20 protein-coding genes are annotated in these 18,669 nt (G+C 42.2%); 8 read left to right on the plus strand and 12 right to left on the minus strand.

Annotated elements, in window-relative coordinates:
- Positions 1 to 161 precede the first annotated feature (161 nt).
- Positions 162 to 2,609: a glycoside hydrolase family 31 protein gene (locus PI95_RS11285; protein WP_039739634.1), complete on the minus strand. Its 2,448-nt coding sequence runs from the start codon at positions 2,607 to 2,609 to the stop codon at positions 162 to 164.
- Between the two features lie 190 nt (positions 2,610 to 2,799).
- On the opposite strand from PI95_RS11285, the gene PI95_RS11290 reads away from it, so the two are divergent.
- Positions 2,800 to 3,159 (plus strand): DUF1622 domain-containing protein, encoded by a 360-nt coding sequence (locus tag PI95_RS11290; protein WP_201280404.1) that lies wholly within the window; start codon positions 2,800 to 2,802, stop codon positions 3,157 to 3,159.
- Complete coding sequence (locus PI95_RS11295) at positions 3,146 to 3,490, plus strand: DUF1622 domain-containing protein (protein WP_052324786.1); 345 nt, start codon at positions 3,146 to 3,148, stop codon at positions 3,488 to 3,490. Before PI95_RS11290 ends, PI95_RS11295 begins: the two co-directional genes overlap by 14 nt.
- A gap of 1 nt (position 3,491) precedes the next feature.
- Here the strand turns inward: PI95_RS11295 and PI95_RS11300 are convergent, their stop codons facing one another.
- The 4 genes from PI95_RS11300 to PI95_RS11315 all read right to left on the minus strand — a co-directional run bounded on the left by PI95_RS11300 (position 3,492) and on the right by PI95_RS11315 (position 5,928).
- Positions 3,492 to 3,827 carry a hypothetical protein gene (locus tag PI95_RS11300; RefSeq protein ID WP_039739632.1) on the minus strand — a complete coding sequence of 112 codons (336 nt, stop codon included), beginning with the start codon at positions 3,825 to 3,827 and terminating at the stop codon, positions 3,492 to 3,494.
- Positions 3,817 to 4,185 (minus strand): hypothetical protein, encoded by a 369-nt coding sequence (locus PI95_RS11305; RefSeq protein WP_039739630.1) that lies wholly within the window; start codon positions 4,183 to 4,185, stop codon positions 3,817 to 3,819. Before PI95_RS11305 ends, PI95_RS11300 begins: the two co-directional genes overlap by 11 nt.
- Positions 4,186 to 4,279: 94 nt before the next feature.
- Positions 4,280 to 5,494 (minus strand): NRAMP family divalent metal transporter, encoded by a 1,215-nt coding sequence (locus PI95_RS11310; RefSeq protein ID WP_039739628.1) that lies wholly within the window; start codon positions 5,492 to 5,494, stop codon positions 4,280 to 4,282.
- Positions 5,491 to 5,928, minus strand: a complete 438-nt coding sequence (locus PI95_RS11315) for a hypothetical protein (RefSeq protein ID WP_039739626.1) — start codon at positions 5,926 to 5,928, stop codon at positions 5,491 to 5,493. Before PI95_RS11315 ends, PI95_RS11310 begins: the two co-directional genes overlap by 4 nt.
- Positions 5,929 to 6,254: 326 nt before the next feature.
- Between PI95_RS11315 and PI95_RS11320 the strand changes: the two genes are divergently transcribed.
- The gene (locus tag PI95_RS11320; RefSeq protein WP_163518803.1) at positions 6,255 to 6,665 is read left to right on the plus strand and encodes a hypothetical protein; all 411 of its coding nucleotides are present in this window, start codon (positions 6,255 to 6,257) and stop codon (positions 6,663 to 6,665) included.
- Between the two features lie 257 nt (positions 6,666 to 6,922).
- Positions 6,923 to 7,744, plus strand: a complete 822-nt coding sequence (locus PI95_RS11325) for a squalene/phytoene synthase family protein (RefSeq protein ID WP_039740592.1) — start codon at positions 6,923 to 6,925, stop codon at positions 7,742 to 7,744.
- A gap of 83 nt (positions 7,745 to 7,827) precedes the next feature.
- On the opposite strand, the gene PI95_RS11330 is transcribed toward PI95_RS11325, so the two are convergent.
- Positions 7,828 to 8,004, minus strand: coding sequence for a hypothetical protein (locus tag PI95_RS11330; protein WP_163518804.1), 177 nt, complete (start codon positions 8,002 to 8,004; stop codon positions 7,828 to 7,830).
- Positions 8,005 to 8,433: 429 nt separating this feature from the next.
- Here PI95_RS11330 and PI95_RS11335 point away from each other — a divergent pair, with 429 nt between their 5' ends.
- Both PI95_RS11335 and mltA read left to right on the plus strand, forming a co-directional pair.
- The gene (locus tag PI95_RS11335) at positions 8,434 to 8,694 is read left to right on the plus strand and encodes a hypothetical protein (RefSeq protein ID WP_039739621.1); all 261 of its coding nucleotides are present in this window, start codon (positions 8,434 to 8,436) and stop codon (positions 8,692 to 8,694) included.
- A 3-nt stretch (positions 8,695 to 8,697) separates the two neighbouring features.
- On the plus strand, positions 8,698 to 9,963 hold the full coding sequence (gene mltA, locus PI95_RS11340) for a murein transglycosylase A (protein WP_039740590.1): 1,266 nt from the start codon (positions 8,698 to 8,700) through the stop codon (positions 9,961 to 9,963).
- 122 nt (positions 9,964 to 10,085) lie between these two features.
- Here the strand turns inward: mltA and PI95_RS11345 are convergent, their stop codons facing one another.
- From PI95_RS11345 to acsF, 3 genes are all read right to left on the minus strand, one after another.
- Positions 10,086 to 10,955 carry a DUF5895 domain-containing protein gene (locus tag PI95_RS11345; protein ID WP_039739619.1) on the minus strand — a complete coding sequence of 290 codons (870 nt, stop codon included), beginning with the start codon at positions 10,953 to 10,955 and terminating at the stop codon, positions 10,086 to 10,088.
- 175 nt (positions 10,956 to 11,130) lie between these two features.
- On the minus strand, positions 11,131 to 11,838 hold the full coding sequence (locus PI95_RS11350; RefSeq protein WP_039739615.1) for a hypothetical protein: 708 nt from the start codon (positions 11,836 to 11,838) through the stop codon (positions 11,131 to 11,133).
- A gap of 122 nt (positions 11,839 to 11,960) precedes the next feature.
- Positions 11,961 to 13,037, minus strand: a complete 1,077-nt coding sequence (acsF, locus tag PI95_RS11355) for a magnesium-protoporphyrin IX monomethyl ester (oxidative) cyclase (RefSeq protein WP_039740587.1) — start codon at positions 13,035 to 13,037, stop codon at positions 11,961 to 11,963.
- Between the two features lie 438 nt (positions 13,038 to 13,475).
- Between acsF and PI95_RS11360 the strand changes: the two genes are divergently transcribed.
- Complete coding sequence (locus tag PI95_RS11360; protein ID WP_039739612.1) at positions 13,476 to 13,973, plus strand: TM2 domain-containing protein; 498 nt, start codon at positions 13,476 to 13,478, stop codon at positions 13,971 to 13,973.
- Between the two features lie 113 nt (positions 13,974 to 14,086).
- On the opposite strand, the gene PI95_RS11365 is transcribed toward PI95_RS11360, so the two are convergent.
- Entirely contained in the window at positions 14,087 to 14,788 is a 702-nt protein-coding gene (locus tag PI95_RS11365) for a DUF2996 domain-containing protein (protein WP_039739609.1), read from the minus strand.
- A 697-nt stretch (positions 14,789 to 15,485) separates the two neighbouring features.
- Between PI95_RS11365 and PI95_RS11370 the strand changes: the two genes are divergently transcribed.
- The gene (locus tag PI95_RS11370) at positions 15,486 to 16,274 is read left to right on the plus strand and encodes a spherulation-specific family 4 protein (RefSeq protein ID WP_039739604.1); all 789 of its coding nucleotides are present in this window, start codon (positions 15,486 to 15,488) and stop codon (positions 16,272 to 16,274) included.
- Between the two features lie 173 nt (positions 16,275 to 16,447).
- On the opposite strand, the gene PI95_RS11375 is transcribed toward PI95_RS11370, so the two are convergent.
- Positions 16,448 to 16,723 carry a MoaD/ThiS family protein gene (locus tag PI95_RS11375; protein WP_039739601.1) on the minus strand — a complete coding sequence of 92 codons (276 nt, stop codon included), beginning with the start codon at positions 16,721 to 16,723 and terminating at the stop codon, positions 16,448 to 16,450.
- A 183-nt stretch (positions 16,724 to 16,906) separates the two neighbouring features.
- Entirely contained in the window at positions 16,907 to 18,211 is a 1,305-nt protein-coding gene (gene thrC, locus PI95_RS11380; protein WP_039739599.1) for a threonine synthase, read from the minus strand.
- Between the last annotated feature and the right edge of the window lie 458 nt (positions 18,212 to 18,669).

An 18,669-nucleotide genomic window follows, 5' to 3' on the forward strand; every position in this document is an offset into this window, starting at 1 on the left:
TCGCCTTATGTGGACAGCCTTGTTTTGTAGATCCTCGATCCCCCACGACATTTTTGATTGAAGGCTGTCCACATTTGTCTAGGGAAGGATTCGCCCCCTTTCCCCTTTTTTCCTTTACCCTTTGACCCAAATTAAAAAAGCCCCATTCCCCATTCCCCACGTTAAAATCTCAAACTGTGTGATTCTCCATCGTCTTGAAAGCGCTGTTCGCCAACACCAACAACCTCAACAATCACTTCACGCGGAGGTGGTGTCCATTTTCCAACTTTTGCGTCTATTTCCACAATAGTTTCTTGTTCTTGTGTAAACACACGTATTTTTCTCAAGGCAAATTGTTCATTTTTGTACTCAAAAGATTTTCCGTCGTCTTCGTAAAAAGTGTACTCAGAATTACCTTGCCAAACACGTAGCCGTAAAGAATCGAGCGGATGTTCGTTAACGTATTGCATCACTCTTTGCATGGGAACGATCGCACCGGCACGCACAAAAAGCGGCATTTTTTCTAATGGTGCATCAGCGAGAATGTGGGTTGCACCAGAGTAACGCTCACCACTCCACCAGTCATACCAAGTACCGGCGGGTAAATACACGGCTCGATGGTCAACACCAGGGCGGTAAATTGGTGCAGCCATGATAGAAGAACCGAGCAATACTTGATCGTAGAGAGTATGAGTTTTCGGATCGTCGGGAAAATGATATACTAATGGTCTTAAAATCGGAGCGCCGGTTGTTGCCGCTTCCCAGAAAAGAGTGTAAATGTAAGGAAGTAGCTGGTAACGCAGATTAATGTATTCGCGACAGATTTTTTCTGTGCGATCGCCAAATACCCAAGGCTCATGACGAGCAGTAGACATCGCCGAATGACCGCGCATCAACGGATAGAGCATTCCTACCTGCATCCACCGAGCGAACAATTCCGCCGTAGCATTGCCAGCAAACCCGCCAATATCGCAACCCACAAACGCCACACCCGAAAGTCCCATATTGCAAAGCATCGGCAGAGAAATTTCCAAATGCTCCCACAACGAGTGATTATCGCCCATCCACACCGACGACCACCGCTGCACACCAGCATAACCAGAACGAGTCAGCACAAAAGAACGCTCTGCACGATGTCGCTCCAACCCTTCAGCACAAGCTTGCGCCATTGTCAAGCCATATAAATTGTGAACTTCCGCGTGAGTGGGGAGTGGGGAGTGGGGAGTGGGGAGTGGGGAGTGGGGAGTGGGGAGTGGGGAGTGGGGAGTGGGGAGTGGGGAGTGGGGAGTGGGGAGTGAGGAGTTATGAATTGCTTTGTCCCCTTGTCCCCCCACTCCTCCCTGCGGTGCATCTAGGGGAAACCAGATATGTTCGCCACCATCACCGAAAGGGCGATCGCCAATTGCCGGTTCATTCATATCATTCCAAATGCCGGCAACGCCGATATCCGTGAGGCTTTTATGTAAATCGCCCCACCAGGTACGCACATCAGACCGCAAAAAGTCCGGAAAAACAGCTTTATCGGGCCAAACATAGCCGTGAAACAACTCTCCATCAGCTTTACGCACAAAATAGTCGTTTTCTATACCTTGGTCAAAAACCTCATAATTAGCTTCTGGTTCATACTTCACACCCGGATCGATAATTGTCACTGTCTGGAAACCAGCTTGCTGTAAGTCGTTTATCAGTTTTGGGGGGTTGGGAAAGCGCTTAGGACTCCAAGTAAACACGCGATAACCGCGCATGTAGTCAATATCGAGGTGGATGACATCACAGGGAATGCGGCGATCGCGAAATTCCTTTGCAAGTTCGCGCACCACAGTTTCTGACTCGTAACTCCAGCGACATTGATGATAGCCTAGCGCCCATTTTGGCGGTAATGGCATTCTCCCAGTTAGCTGAGTATAGGTGCGAATAATTTCCGCTGGTTCTGAACCATAAATAATGTAATAATCCAACTCACCACCGCGAGTTTCCATCTTCCAGATACCTGGTTGTTCCGCGCCGATATCAAATTGACTCCAAAAAGTGGTATTAAAAAAGATGCCGTAACTTACCTCAGGACGCAAAGCGATAAAAAACGGAATTGCCTGATACATTTCATCAGTAAGGGCATCGTAATCTAAAGCATTGGCTGTCCAGTTAGTTTTTACTTCGCTGAGTTTGTCAAGAAAACCCGTGCGTTCGCCAAATCCGTAGAAATGTTCATCGGCGGCGATTTTTTTCCAGGCTGCAACTGCACCCATACGCCAACCCATACCCATGTCTGCATCTTGGGCAAAAGGGCGATTATCTTTATCAAAACAGGTTATGCGACAGTTTTGCCGTTGAATGGATATACGTACTTGTTCTGTTTCAATTTCTACTGTTGCGTCAGTTTCTCGCACTTCAAAAGGTACTCTTGCCCATTCTGCATCATCCAACGTTACCGCCCACTCCCGACGCGGCATAAATTTGCCACTTGGGGCAAGTCGCACGCGGATTAAATTTGCGGCTATTATGCTAATTGCAAGGCGTGAGTCACCACACTCAAAATTGATAGTCTGTGAGATTTGGTTTACAGCTTGCACAGCGCCAATAGTTGTCCAAGGTTCATCTGTTGTGGGTAGTTTTCCGAAATATTGCGGCATATTATTTATTAGGCAGTTTAAAATCTGTCCGCATTCATAATTACAGAGATTGTTTACATGAAAATCATTCTTCCGCTAGAAGTTTGGTGAGGCATCGGCAAATATTTTTATCTATATAAACAATTTGTTTAGACTTTGAGCGTTCCCGATTTGGGGAGCGGATATTTAAATTATTTCGGTAAAAAATACATTGATACTAGATTTAATTAAGCAATTCACGCTTTTTTTGGCTGTGGGAGTTGAAGCCAGCGCTGCTTTTGTAATCGGATTTGCCGCGATTGAAGCAACACTAAAAGCATTTAAGCTTTTCTTCTTCCGTCGCAATGTACCAGAAGAAGCAAAGGAAGAATTACGGCTGCGTCTTGGTAGGTGGTTGGCAGTGGCGTTAGAATTTGAATTGGCTGCGGATATTCTCCGGACAGCGGTTGCACCTACATGGGATGAAATTGGCAAGCTGGCAGCAATAGTTGTGTTGCGAACTGTTTTAAACTTCTTTTTGCAAAAAGAAATCGAAAAATCTGCTGAAAATAAAAGCAATGTCCGTAAGTAATATTTTACATTTTGATTTTTTAATTTTGCTAATTGAGCTAATTGGCTCATTCATACTGATTAGATATGTTATTGCGGCAATAATAGTGTTAATTGGTGGTTATCGCCACCTTGAATACGCCCAATATTTGATAGCTGAAGGTGCTTTGATAGCGCTTAATTTTAAGCTAGCTGGAACTTTGTTGAAAACAATTGAACTAAAAAGTTGGCAGCAAATATTTACTTTTAGCATGATTTTTTTGCTGAGAACTTTGCTAAAAAGGCTTTTTGCTTGGGAAGCGAAGCAAATTCACACAAAACAGCTTTTTACTAAAGGATGGCAGCAAGATTGATTTATTCTGCGTCTTCTGGCTGTTGGGATAATGACTTCAATTCATCTAAACTACAACGCAAACGCGGCTTGTTCGGGTCAGTTAAATCTAGCTTGTCCCAAGGTATTGTATAACCGCTGTGGATTTTATGCGCTCCAAGTAGATGTAAAATTCCTAACCCAACTGTCCAAGCGGATAGTCTTTCTAATATCGCAGCATAGCCAATGAGATATTCTTGAACAATCCATTCTTCACCTTGTTTAGAAGCGCGTACTTCTTCAATGCGTCCGATCGCTTTACCTGTTGAGTCTAATACTGTTTTACCCAGCAGCAGTTCTAAATGAATTTCATTCGCCATGATTCGCGCCTGGAATTCGTGTGATAATGCGATCGCTTAACCATTTTTCGTAAGCTAATGCTGGTGTTTCTTGTGCGTCAACATCGACTTCAACATCAATACCAACATCTCGCACTTTTGACCAAGGTATCCGAAACGGTTCGCTTTGTTTAGCACCCCATGTTCGTGCGATCGCTGCTACCCAACCTGCCAAACGCGGATTTATTCGTCTGGCGAGGGTTGTTACTCCCACTTCAATATAAGCTAGTCTTGGCGGTTCGCGATCGCGCAATTCCATAACAATGCCATCAACTTTACCCATATTGCGCTGATTGCGGTCAACTAGTTGGTTGTCGAGTACGTCTCTAATTATGTCCATTTTTGAGTATTTCCTATTAACGAACCGCAGAGGCGCTGAGAACGCAGAGAAAGAGAGTAGAATAGAGGTATAAATATAAAATCCAAAATACTGCTCACCCTCCAAGAATTTCTAAGGGAATAGCTACGAGTGCCAGCACAAATGCCAGCACTATTGTAAATATAATAACGCTATTGCTAATCCAGCCGTTGCGATATTTGCCAACATATAATTTATCGTTCATTAATACCAGAAATGGTATAATTACAGGCGGCAAAATTACTGCTGTAATCGCCATTGAAAACAAAGTTAATTGTAAGGGATCAACACCAAATACCATTAATAATGAGGCGAGGAAGACAAACACCGTGTAAACAAAAGTAAAGCGTGCAGCCTCTTTTGGTTTGAGATTTTCGCCCCAATTCCAACCAAAAGCTTGAGCGACAATATACGCGGTGTCGAGAGTTACTTCTAGTGCTGCACCGAAACAAGCAATTCCTAGTGATGCGGCAAATAAAATAAAGCCCCAGTAACCAAAAGGTTCAGTTAACATCAATGCTGCTTGTTCGTAGCTATCAACTTGGATACCTTTCGGTTTAAGTACTACCGCTGACACTATCAACAACCCTAATGATACGATACTGCCAAAGCTCATTCCTAAACCGGCAACGGCGCGATTTATATTAATATGACTTTCATCCCATTTATCTTCGACTGCGCCAGATGAGTAAAAGTAAAATAAATAGGGGCTAATTAATGCACCCAAGATACTAACTACCAGAAATAAGTAATGTGCGGTATCTTCTTTTGGTAATGCAGGCAATAAGCCAGTACCAATTTGGGTTAAGGATGGATGCAGCTTGAAAGTAGCGAAAACAAATACTAATGTAATTAATCCCAGCACGGAAACGCCATTTTCAATAATGCCAAAGTTTCCGTACCAAATTAATGACCAAATTGCAAAGGCAACAGGTAAAGCAAACCACTGAAAGCTGATACCTGTTAATAATTGTAGGGCAATACAAACGCCTCCAATTTCTGCAGCTAAGACCAAAAAATCAACGATAATTTCCGCAAATAAGGGAATAACATAAAAGTTAAAACCGAAACGTTCCCGCACTGCTGCGGCTAATGTGTGTTTGCTAACTGCTGCTAACCGTCCGGACATTTCTACTAGGAAGATTACACAAATAGTGCCGAGAATAATCACCCAAATTAGTTGAAATCCGTATGTAGATCCAGCTTCGGCAGCGGTGGCGATCGCTCCCACGTCAAGAAAGCCACCGATACTAGTAACAATGCCCAAAGCGATTTCAAAAATTTTTTTCATGGCTGAGATAGTTTTTGTAATTCAGCGCGATCGCTTTCTAATTTTGCCAGTTGTACTTTAACCCCAGATTTATTTTTTTCGCCAACTGCTATTGACATTTTTTCTGATATAATTTTTTCTACTTTGCTATGTTCTAATATTTTTGATTTGTATTGTTCTTGCGCTGCTGTTTCTGGCTGCATTTTTTCGATTTTATCAGCTGATTTTTGCAATTCTGACTCAGCTTTTATTAATGTTTGCTTGGCGTAGGTTGTCGGCACGGCATCGCGTATCCATGCATTACCAATCATCTGCTCCGTTGCTGCCCACGAAGATACTTTTTCTGACTCTTCTTTCAATTCCTTCGTTGATGCTTTGCTACTACAAGCCACAGTAAACAATGTCAGTAATAACAAACTATTTTTGATAATTATACCTTTTTTAATTTCTGACATTTTCTGTGTTTTACAGCCCTATATAATATATTTTTCATATTATTTTCAGGCTGTATATATTTATTGCGAAATATTTATATTTTCTGATACAAAACTTAATATATGGTAAAGAGGGTTTTTTCGGTTAGTTGGGGAATGCGTTCACACAAAGCAGCGTGTTCCGCTCCTCAAAGTCTCCAATTGCCGGGAGACCAAGCTACAGTAGCTTGTGGTAAAGTATCTAACACTAACCGAGGGGATAAATTTGGCTGGCTGTAATCGATGTGCGATATTCCATCCCCCAACAAAAGAGCCACTACGAATAGATGGTACAGGCAACCGCGCCCGTGGACTCACCATTTTTTTATCGCCAAATTGCTTCCCAGTCTTTAGTTTCTGCTTCGGGAACTACTTTTTCTCAATCATCGTCAACTCAGAGAACGTATTTAATTTTACTAATGTCGCTGCGAAATCAGCAATCGATGTGCGATCGCGATTATGGGGTTGGGGGCAAAAATCTATTTTCCTCGCTCCGCAGGTACGGTGTAGCGGCAAGATGTGTCCGCTTAACTACCTTGCGGCAAGCGTCCTCAAAGTTTGTATTCCAAAGCTGTTATTTAAAGGTTTTTTCTGATTTTTCTCTATATATACACCAATTCTGGCTTGTTCGTCAGAATAACGCAGATATAATTTGCTTTCATCCCTCTGATTTGGCTGTTCAGTTTGAGAAAATTTTGCAGGTAATTAACTGGATATGAGCAATATTGTTTATATTTACAATGAACCTTTATAACATCTAGATCAAACCACAAACCACACATTTTTGCAACCAAAGCCCTATATACTAGACTTTAATCAAATTTGGATTTTTGTAAATTGAGATACTAAAAATGATAAGTTTTTCGATGAGATACTAGCGTATCTACGGTTTTTCAGCTTGAGTAAAAACTATATCCAACGTAATCAAAAAACCTCAAAATTTATGTGGTGTGAAAATCAACAGAGGAGTGAAAAAATGGATTTACGTAATTACGCATTGCAAATCCTCAAACAGACTAGTCGAACTTTTTACATCCCAATTAGTATTTTACCACCAGGATTGCAAGAAGCAGTTTCATCTGCATACTTGTGTATGCGTGCGATTGATGAAATTGAAGATCATCCAGAACTAGATAATGCCACTAAAGCGAGATTATTGCAAACAATTAGTTTGACATTACAAGCAGGTGTTGATGGCTTCGCGGTTGATGCTTTCTCTGTGGGATTTGGCAGCCACGAAGATTCTTTAGCAGAAGTAAGCCTGCGGATACGAGAATGGGCACTACTAGCACCTGAGAGTATCGCACCTCGAATTTGGGATGCGACTGCGGCGATGGCGGATCGCATGGCATACTGGGCAGTAAAAAATTGGAAAATTCATACAGAGTTTGATTTGGATCGTTATACCTTTGGAGTTGCAGGTGCAGTAGGATTATTACTTTCTGACATCTGGGCATGGTATGATGGTACTGATACAAACCGTACCCATGCGATCGCTTTTGGTCGCGGCTTACAAGCGGTTAACATCCTCCGCAATCATAATGAAGATTTGACCCGTGGGGTGAACTTCTTTCCAGATGGTTGGAATGCAGATGATATCCAAGCTTATGCTCAACGTAATCTAATTTTAGCAGATGCTTACACCAAAGCCCTTCCTGCTGGTCCTGCATTAGATTTTTGTCAAATTCCACTGACATTGGCTCATGGCACTCTTAACGCTCTTGCTAATGGCAAAGATAAACTTAGCCGCAGTGATGTTTTAGCACTAATTGAGCAGGTGACTAATCTGAGCAAGTGATATCTGAATAAAGTAAAAGTTAAAAGGTAAAAGTGTAAGAAAAGAAATTTTTTAGCTTTTACCTTTTATTTTTCTCTTCTCTTTCAACGGCTGAGATTTTGATTCAATGCAGCTTGTGTGCCCATATACTCAAATAGCTGAGAATCAAGAAAACTAAATTGTTGCTTTTTTTGCAGCGAATATTCAGATTGCACCATACTATTTAAGCTTTGCATGATGCTCGGATTTCCGCCTGTAAAAATGAATGTTTTTTCCTTCATAATGCTTTTCACGCAGCGACATCACTGTAGAACAGTCACCTTAGGTGAGGTGCAAGTCGAAATTTTTTAGATATCGTTTAGTTGTCATAATCGAGCGCGTACCTATTTTCATTTCTTGCACCAAACTAGATAAAATAACTTATGCGATCGCCCAAGATGCCGAACAACTAGCTGGGAACTGTTTCTGGTTCAACAAGCGTCATAGCCGAAAGTAAAAGTTATGTAGAGACGTTCCACCCGAACGTCTGTACGGGGAGTTATGTAGAGACGTTCCACCCGAACGTCTGTACGGGGAGTTATGAGTTATGATTTATAAGTTTTTCTTCCCCACTTCCCCACTCCCCCATTCCCCCACTCCTCCACTCCTCTTCCCATTTTGGGGTTAAGTAGTTGAAAATGGGTTGGATGTGTTTCAAATGATTCAACTTTATGCCTAGAACACCGAGCGAATTTGCAGTACACCTGATGATGGATGGTGGACACCGGGAAGAAATACGCTTTCCGACAATTCAAGATTTTCAGAAGTGGTACAGTGGCGAACTTATGCCAAAGGCTGCTTCTAATGATTTTATCAGCGTACCGATCAAAAATATTTCCGGTCAGGGAGAGTATATGGTAGTACGTCCCTCTCGGATTTTAGCAATCCGGGTAGAACCAGTTTTTAGTTCTAGTGTTGAAAGATTCAACTAAATGATGAGAAAAACCCTAAATGTGCTTTCCTTAAGTTTGGGAGTTGCTTTTATTATCCCACTCTGGTCAGCTGTTGCTCAAATTCCTAGTTTACCACCGCTGCCGTTACCAAACAATCCTCAAGCCCCGCCAGTAGTAATACCAGTACCAAGAATTCCGTCGGCACATTCTGTACTAAAACCGATCGAATTAGGAACCGATTGTATTTCCCAGTCTGCTTGCTTGGGTTGGGATGAGCAAATTTGGAGTCGAGGGAATAAACCAGGCGATCGCAGCGCACTCTTAGCATCGATTGACAACAGTCTGAGTTATCTGCAAAAGGATAAGGCGATCGCCGTGTATCAGAGTTATCCAATTAAGGAAATTACCCGCGATCGCGTGTATCGCAGTTTAGTCCGCTTCCGTCAATTAGTTGTCAGCTCCAACTCTCCGGCTGAACTACAAGCTGCTGTCCGTCGGGAGTTTGTCTTTTACAAATCAATAGGTAATGACGGCAAGGGTACTGTTAAATTTACTGCATACTACGAGCCTGCTTTTATTGCAAGCCGGGTTCGCACAAATGTATATAAATATCCGCTTTATCGATTACCACCAGACTTTGAGAAATGGAGTAAACCGCATCCGAAACGGATACAGTTAGAAGGAAAAGATGGTTTGCTTGGAGATAAAAGTCGGTTGCGCGGTTTGGAACTATTGTGGTTCCGCGATCGCTGGGATGCATACATGGTGCAAATCCAAGGTTCCGCTCAGATTCAGTTAACCAACGGAACTGCAACCAGTATCGGCTATGCAGGTGGTACAGATTACCCTTGGACAAGTATCGGGCGAGAATTAGCAAAAGACGGCAAAGTAACTTTGAAACAACTGACCCTCCCACGGATGACTGAGTATTTTCGGCAACATCCGCTAGAGTTAAATAATTATCTACCGCGTTGGCAAAGGTTTGTTTTCTTCAAAGAAACCAACGGTGAACCAGCTACCGGCAGTATTAATGTACCGGTGACACCAGAGCGTTCTATTGCTACAGACAAGTCTCTCATGCCTCCTGGCGCATTAGCGCTAGTTAATACCTCATTTCCCTATCCCACCGCGTCAGGACGGCTGGATTATCGTACAGTCAGCCGCTTTGTGCTAGATCAGGATACAGGAAGCGCCATCAAAGGACCCGGACGGGTAGATTACTTCATGGGAACTGGCAAATTAGCAGGCGATCGCGCTGGAGTTACAGGTGGTAATGGATCGCTTTATTATTTGCTATTGAAGGAATAGGGAGTAGAAAGTGGGGAGTGGGGAGTGGGGAGTGGGGAGTAGGGAGTAGGGAGTGGGGAGTAGGGAGTGTTAACAACTAACAATTCCCCATTACCCATTCCCTAATCCCCATTACCCATTCCCTAATAAGGCGGATAACCAAAATCATCTTCATCCGCATAAACATAAGAACTAGAAACCCCTGCCATTTCCATCTTTGGTGCTTCTGGTTTTACAGCTTCCTTACCAAACTCTTTGTATTCTTCAAAGTTTTTGGAAATAATCGCCGATTCCGGAGAGTCGGAAGCAATCAGATATTGTGTTAACGTCGCCGCCGTTGGACGTTTATAATCTACTGTTGAAGCTACCATAACAGTATTTGGTTCAATGCCTCTTTCTTCACACTCAATTATTGGGCAAAAAATACCGTGAGCGTGGAATAGTGGACCTTTTGATGTTATGGGTTGCTTGCGATATGCAGCATAAGCTTTTTCTAGTTCGGCGGCGAAACCACCGACGATTTTGCCTTGTTGATATTCGCAATAACTTTTACTAAAACTCGCTCCGGCGGCACCATTTAAAGTTAATTGCAGTGGTGATTCATGTAAAAACTTTTTGTTTTCTCCAACCAAAAAAATTAGGTAGCGAGTAAAGGTTTTAAATTTTAGTTTGTCTGCTAAAAAAGCGTCATAATTTTCTTTGAGTGTACCCAGTTTTAAACCACTTTCTCTATCTTTTACAGATAATGGACCCTTACGGACTATAACTATATGTGGGGTAGTGGAGATAAATACAGACTCGACTCCAGAGGTAAATTCATGTTCTACCTGCTGCCAATTTTCATCGGCTTGAAAACCAACAGCATGGGCATTATCTAACTTAATTGCTAACCCGTGGGGTTGCATCCCATCTGTGCCATAGCGAGGATTAATCATCTGACACCACGGGATGACTTGAGAAGGGGGTGCGTTAAACTTCTCGTCCTCAAAGTCGAATTTTGCAGATGCTTTCATCGTTTTCCGCTATCAAAGTGTTTTGCTAAATAAGTTTATCAGTGCGTGCCAGAGATAAGGCGTTAATCCTAAAGGCGATTTTACCAGATTAAGACGAAATCATTCGATATTGCAATCCGTAATACTAAGTATTTAGACTTACGCCACCAAGTTTAGTGTTTGTCCGAACTTGATCTTAAGGCATCCATTCTAAAACTACACCAACCCGACTATCTTTTTGAAGTCGGGAATTTTGCTTTTGAATATCTGTAGACAAACGCAAGTTGGAAGTAATAGCATATCCTAGCGAAAGCTGTGTTAAACCAACTTCTTCATCGCTACCGGGAGAAACCCAACTTTGAGTTAAAGAAATATCTGCCGCACCACCGCGAGACAAAACCAACAGCAACTTCGCACCCAAATTTACTCCATCCGTTGTATAGCGGTTTGTTTGCAAATGTCGATAACCAACGACGGGAGCGATATTGACGTAGCTACCCAAAGGACGCAAATAATAATGCAAGTCCGCACCATAAGCCTCACGCTTACCATTAAACGCTGCTTGATATTCGCCACTCACTGTTAAGCCGGTGCGTCCAATAAAAATATCTTCTATACCAACAATTACCCCAAATGCTTGTCCTGTGGAAGGAAATTCTGGAGAACCCAGTCGCAAGCGAGTGCGAAAACTAGGATCGTTTTTAATTTCTTGCAAAATATTCGGTACATCACGCCGCCAACGTTGCAAAACTGGGCTATTTTGTATAATTTCTGGACTTAAATCTAAATCCTGGGCGGTTGAATTCGGTGTCATATCTGGCTGAGATTGACACCAACCAGGGTTAGCTGCCAAAAATAAGCAAATATTTAGTAAAAGTGTGAAAATTGAGAACTTTTGTTTCATTCTTTAATGTAGTAAGCACTTTAGTGCTTAAGAAAGCGCTGAAGCGCTTACTACGATTTACCATAAAAAAAATGGTTCTGTTGAGTACAGAACCACTAAAGCTTTCGCAAATCTGTTATAACCTAGCGAACTGCGCCATGAGTAGCCGCTGTATCAATTGGTTTCATCAGGTACAGACGTACAAATTGCCAAGCATTGGAGACGTAAAATGGTAGCTTCTGGAAGAATTGCAGGAATTTGGGAGTGCTGGAGTTAGCGATCGCACTCAATTTCTCGTTATTCTTCAGACAAACATCTAACCGCTGATAAAACTCCGGTTTCTCGACATCCAGCATTATCGGGAAGACTCTACCTGCGTTTTCGTTCGTCTTCTCAATCACTTGAATGTCGTATTCTCGCGCATCCAAACCAATCGAGGCATAAAAGTCTTTGCGTTGGATGTCGTTAAGATACATTGTGCCAAATACTGACAACAGAAAGAAGCGACACCACAGCCGCGCTTTCCAATCATTCAATATTTGCGGCTGCGATCGCATGATCGCATCGAAGAAATCTCCGTGGCGGTTTTCATCTTGACACCAGTTTTCAAACCAGCGGAAAATCGGGTAAACTCTATCTTCTGGATGTGCGTCTAAGTGGCGGAAAATTGTGATATATCGCCAATAACCAATCTTTTCTGAAAGATAAGTAGCGTAGAAGATAAATTTCGGTTTAAAGAAGGTGTATTTACGGCTCTTGGTTAAAAAGCCCAAATCCAGCGACATGTTAAAGTCTGACAGCGCTTTGTTCAAAAAGCCAGCATGACGCGCTTCATCCCGTGACATCAGATTGAAACACTCTGCCAAAACAGGGCTTTTGTCCTTTAAGCGGCGTCCAAGTTCTTTGTACAGTAAAAACCCCGAAAACTCCGCCGTACAAGAACGTTCGAGAAATTCAACGAACAATCGGCGAGTGTCCCCGTCAATATGATCCCAGGATTGTTCAAACTCCGCATCCCGAACAAAGTGATGGCGGTTGTAGTCAGCGCGAAACTCGTCGAGAATCGCTCTCAACTCGTCTTCGTTGACGGAGATATCCATCTGCGCCATTTCATCAAAGTCAGTGGTATAAAACCTGGGTGTCAGCAGGGTTTCTTTCGCCGGGGTTTTAATCCCTGGACGCATTTCTTCAAAGCCTGGTTTTTTTAGGGAGTCTACCATGTCTTGATTGTGTGAAGTGTCTTTTTCTTTTGAGCGACTGAGAAAGCTTTTAGTAATGCTTTCACAAAGCGCAATTGACGGCAATAATTTATTTGATAAACATCAGTCTACCAAGGCGAGGGGTAGTGAAAGCTACTGTCTACGTTAAGAGTTGCAACAAATTGGGGATGGGGCATGGGTAATAGGTAATTGGGAACGTGAGAATTGACAATAGGTTAAAAGTGTGGTAAGTTTCCCTAAATAATTTCTTGGGCGGAGATTAAGACTTGCAACAGAATATGTATTTTTTCGGAATTGGCGATCGCTAATCGGTAATTATTCCTTGGATCATCTACCAAACCCCAAAATCACCTGTTCGGGTGAATCGATTGGAGGAAGTATAGTAGCACGCGCCCAACGTAAATAGAACTAGAGCGAATCCAAGGGAATAAAACCAAGATGAACGTGGAAAGCAATAATAAAAAAGACCGTATTTTTATCTCCTACATGTTGAATGTAGTCGGCTTTTTCGGCTTGTTGAGCGGACTGCACCGTATATATAATGGCAAGATTGGGACGGGTTTGCTGTGGTTGTGTACCTTTGGTGTATTTGGTGTTGGACAGTTTGTGGATCTGTTCCTCATCTCTAATATGGTTGAAGAACACGATCAGAAACTCAGATTAAAAGCAGGTTTGTCTCCCTTGGGTGTACCGTTAAATCAAACTGCTGTTGCCTCCCAAGTTTACCAACCCAGTGGCAATCAACTGATGGTTAAGCTGTTGGAAGCAGCAGAAAGTCGCGGTGGTACGCTAACTGTAACGCAAGGTGTAAAAGCAACTGGAGCCAGCTTTACAGAAGTTGAAGCTATTCTCAAGGAAATGCTCAAATCAGGTTATGTAAAAATAGATAACGACCCCATTAATGGAGCCGTCACTTATCACTTTCACGAAATTTAAGAATTTTGTTAGTAGAGACGCGATGTTCCTCGCGTCTGTACGTAGATAGTGGATAGTGGTTAAAGAATACCGACTAACAACCAACAACTATCAACGCTCCAACCAACAACTAACTAATTCCTACCTAACCACTTTTGACCATTCAAGCGCTGCACGAGACCATATACCATCAAGTCAAGTGTCATTTTGCGCTCATCGATTAAGAATGACTCAAGAGTGCTAGGTTTTTTGCCTTCGTTGCAAGAAAATCCTTTTTTCCCTTGAATATCTTCATCTAAGAAATATAGGTTAAACTGGCGCAGACCGTTTTGCAATTTGCCCATGACTTGCCAGCATTCTTCAGATGTATCAAAGCCAACAATGGAAAGCTTCTGCTTGGCAAAACTCAATTGTACATCTTGCACACCTTGTTGAGCGATCGCTTTTTGTAAAGCTGGCAAATAGTATTGCTCCACAAACTCTACAAACGGCTTATCTTCAAGAGCTGGAGGTTTCTCTTTTTTAGCCGCTTTAGCTGCTGCGGGTTTGTCTTCTGCTCCTTCTTTAGCCGCTTTCGCTGCTGCGGGTTTGCCTTCTGCTTTTTCCTTTGCTGCCGGCTTTTCTCCCTTGGGTGCAGCAGGCTTTTTAGCTTTAGCCGCGTTTGGGTTTACTTCTGGATTTGCGGCTTCGGGATCTGGTGCATTAGCTGTGGGGATATCTGTTGCTTCTGGGGAGTCGGTGCTGGGAGCATGTTCTTCAGCAACATCGGGAGCCTGTTGTTCAACAGTGCTGGGAGCCACCTCTCCCGCTTGATTGTGATTGGTTTCTTCTGCCATTGCTCAGGTCAATCCTTTATCTAGCTAATAGAGCGATCGGATAGCTCACCTTAAGGTATCAGGTATTTTCATTTTGACATAGGAGGGCTTGCCTGATAAATAACAAATAAAATTTGTCAGCGGAATACACTACGAGTCAGGCAAAATTCTTATGGTAATTTCAGATTTATAAAATTTTTTTTATATTAACAATAATCAATCTATTGGATGAATCAATCGGGTGAAGTCGCTAGTACAAACATTTTAATTTCAAAGTAATGGGGGAATACTAAATCAAAAATACTTACAACGAGGTTGATTATGAATCTGAGTATAATTGACGAAAAGTTACAGATTGAATTTAGTTTGAAAGAGCAATTGCTAGCTCTTCGCTTTCCAAAGTTTGAGAAATTCCATTAACCCATATTCAACAATTTACGACAGCCGAACCCCAAAGTAATTGTCAAGAACTTCGTGCTAAGGGAAGCTTGATTCCTGGAGTTGTTAAAGCGGGGACTTATTACACAGACAGGGGCAAACAATTTTGGTACGTCAATAAAAAGACAAATTATTTAATTATTGAATTGCGAAATGAATATTATAAGAAAATAGAACTTACGCATTGACATGAATTTGCTTATGTGGTAAAAACCATGATTAACATCAATTACCTAAATTTAGTAGGTTTTTGAACCTAGAGTCAGCTCTTTTTCTACAAATGAAAAAACGCAAACTGCTTCAATTAGTTGCTATTGCTACTGCCTTTGCCATTGCGATTATCATGATATGGCAACCTAAATATGCTTTATCTACCGAAACTTGTCCTGATGGCAATGGGTTGTTTGTGCTTTACTACGGGTATATTAATACGCCCGCGTCACAAGATCCAACTCTCCAGACTATTATGAGCAAACAGCCAGATTTTGTCATTTTTGGCAATGGACTTCAAAATCGACCGGATATACCTGAGTATGTCAATCAGAACAATGGTAATGCTATCCAATATATTCCTTTGAACTACGGCAATGCAGCAAGCAATGATGTTGATGCCAAAATTACTACAGCAATGGAGGCTGGTTATGATGGGGTCTTCTTTGACGAAACTGATGTAACAAAAGCAAGCTGGAATGCTGCTCGCGCTCAAAAGGTGCGACAATTCGGAGCAACAAACCTTGCCATTTTTAATCCTGGTATTGCATCCCCGCCCGCTTCGGTGTTTAATTATGCTGATATAGTTAGTGTGGAAAATCAATATAATCAGACGCTTCCATCTTATCCTGGCATAAAATCTTCACGTTGGCTGGCAGTTCAAGGAGATCCAGCCAACCAGGCGGCGTCATCGGCTCAAGATGCTTTCAACCGTAGAACAATCTTCCAGCAAAATGGCGGTTTCTGGTACTACTCGTCGGCTCAACAGGCAACAGGTGCAACCCACATTAATTTACCTCCTTGGTATGAGCAGTTTGCAGACTTGGTGAACAACCAACCTAGTCCAAACTGTAATTGAGTTGAAATGCTGCAATATAAGTTGAAGTTTCAAAGCTGGTTCAGTAAACGACACCAAGCAGTGGGTAAAGAAACTGGTAAAACGTATTTTGCAAGGCTATCACCTTTAATAAGAGGCAGCAGCCCTCTCTTAGCACATTCCCAGGTGGAACCTGGGAACGAGAAAATGAGAGATCAACCACCAGCCACAGCGGGAACGATACTTACTTCATCGCCATCTTTGAGGGGTGTATCTGTCCCTTCTAAAAAGCGAATGTCTTCGCTATTGACGTACAAATTCAAAAATCGCCGTGGTTGTCCGGCATCATCGCACAACCGCGACTTGATACCAGGACAGCTTTGCTCTAATGAGTCGAACAGTTGAGCAATGTTGCTGCCGCTACATTCTAGAGTAGCTTGGTTATTGGTGAATTTCTGAAGAGGAGTAGGAACTAAAACTTTTACTGACATAGTGAGTTGATAGTTGATAGTTGATAGTTGATAGTTGATAGTTGTTAGGTGTTAGTTGATAGTTGGAGCGTTGATGGTTGATGATTGATAGTTGATGGTTGATAGTTGCAAAATTCATAACTACTAACTACTAACTACTAACCACTAACTACTAACCACTAACTACTAACTCCTAACTCCTAACTAAACGAGGACTTGTTGCCATTCTAGGCGGTCGAGTGTACGCGATCGCTCTAGTGCGCGTTCAAAACTATCGAGTTTGGCATCAATTGTCAAGGGTTCACCAACGTAACCTTGAACTGCTTCTTGGGTTTTCAAACCATTGCCAGTAATGTAAACCACGGTAGTTTCATCTGGATCTATCTTGCCAGCTTCTACCAATTTTTTCAGTACGGCAACGGTTGTACCTCCTGCGGTTTCGGTGAAGATGCCTTCGGTTTCCGCCAAGAGCTTCATGCCTTCAATGATTTCTGCATCATTGACTGACTCAATGTTACCATTTGTTTTCTTCGCTATCTCCACTGCGTAAATGCCATCTGCGGGGTTGCCGATCGCAATCGATTTTGCTATTGTATTCGGTTTCACTGGCTTGATAAAGTCGCGTCCTTCACGAAATGCTTCCGCAATTGGTGAACATCCATCGGCTTGTGCCCCACTAAAACGCACGTTTTTACCTTCAACTAAACCGACTTCTGTAAATTCTTGGAAACCTTTGTAAATTTTTGTGAACAACGAACCAGAAGCGAGGGGAGCAACGATATGGTCGGGTAATTCCCATCCGAGTTGTTCAGCAACTTCATAAGCTAACGTCTTGGAACCTTCCGAGTAGTAAGGACGCAAATTAATATTGACAAAACCCCAGCCTTGTGTATTGGCAACTTCACAACAGAGGCGATTAACTTGATCGTAATTGCCTTTAACAGCCATGAGGGTAGGACTGTAAATCAAACTACCGAGGATTTTACCAGCTTCTAAATCGGCGGGGATGAATACGCAACAATCTAAACCGGCGTGAGCGGCGATCGCTGCGGTAGAATTTGCTAAGTTGCCGGTGCTAGCACAAGAAACTGTTGTGAAACCCAATTCACGCGCACGAGAAAGAGCAACTGACACCACCCGATCTTTGAAGCTAAGGGTGGGCATGTTGACGGCATCATTCTTTATATATAGTTTATTTAAACCTAAGCGACGCGCCAAGCGGTGGGAACGCACCAAGGGAGTCATACCAGTTCCCACATCTATAACATTATCTGTAGCGACGGGTAGAAACTGACGATAACGCCAAATCGAATTTGGTCCTGCTTGAATTTTTTCACGGCTGACCGAAAGACGCAGGTTGCTGTAATTGTATTTGACTTCCAAAGGACCAAAGCACAACTCACAAACATGGCTGGCTTTAAGTTCATATTCTGCGCCACATTCCTTACACTTAAGGGCTTCCAAGATGGGTGTGCTGGTTTGGTTTGAGTGTGCGATCGCTTGAGTCATAAAACAACTTCCCTGTGTCTGGGTCAACTTTGGTTGATGCTACCACGAGCCAAAATACGAGTCAAACATACCCGACAAATTTTGTCGGGATTGATTTGCCGATGAGTGATAGTAAGTCAGGCGATCGAAAAGCGAAAATAAAGCAATCAAATAATTACAGTGAAATGCGTAAGTGTTGTGAGTGAAAATTTCTCTTCATTTACCTTTAAATAAGGTGATAGAAAATTATCTAACTTTCGGCTAGGCTAAAATTACGGTATTTTTATATACTGATTAATATTTTTAATATAAATATATTTCCTTATTTACACAGTAGATTTTGCGTTGTCTAAAAAGTTAGAGTTTTTAGTCAATCCCTCCAAAGCAGGATAAATCGAAGAGAAAATATTTGTTTTAAATTTTTCAGACCAATAGTTTAACAGGTTGACTTGTCAAATCTGAACGCCCAAAGCTTGAAG

The organism is Hassallia byssoidea VB512170, from assembly GCF_000817785.2.
Taxonomy (GTDB): Bacteria; Cyanobacteriota; Cyanobacteriia; order Cyanobacteriales; family Nostocaceae; genus Hassallia; species Hassallia carrinoi.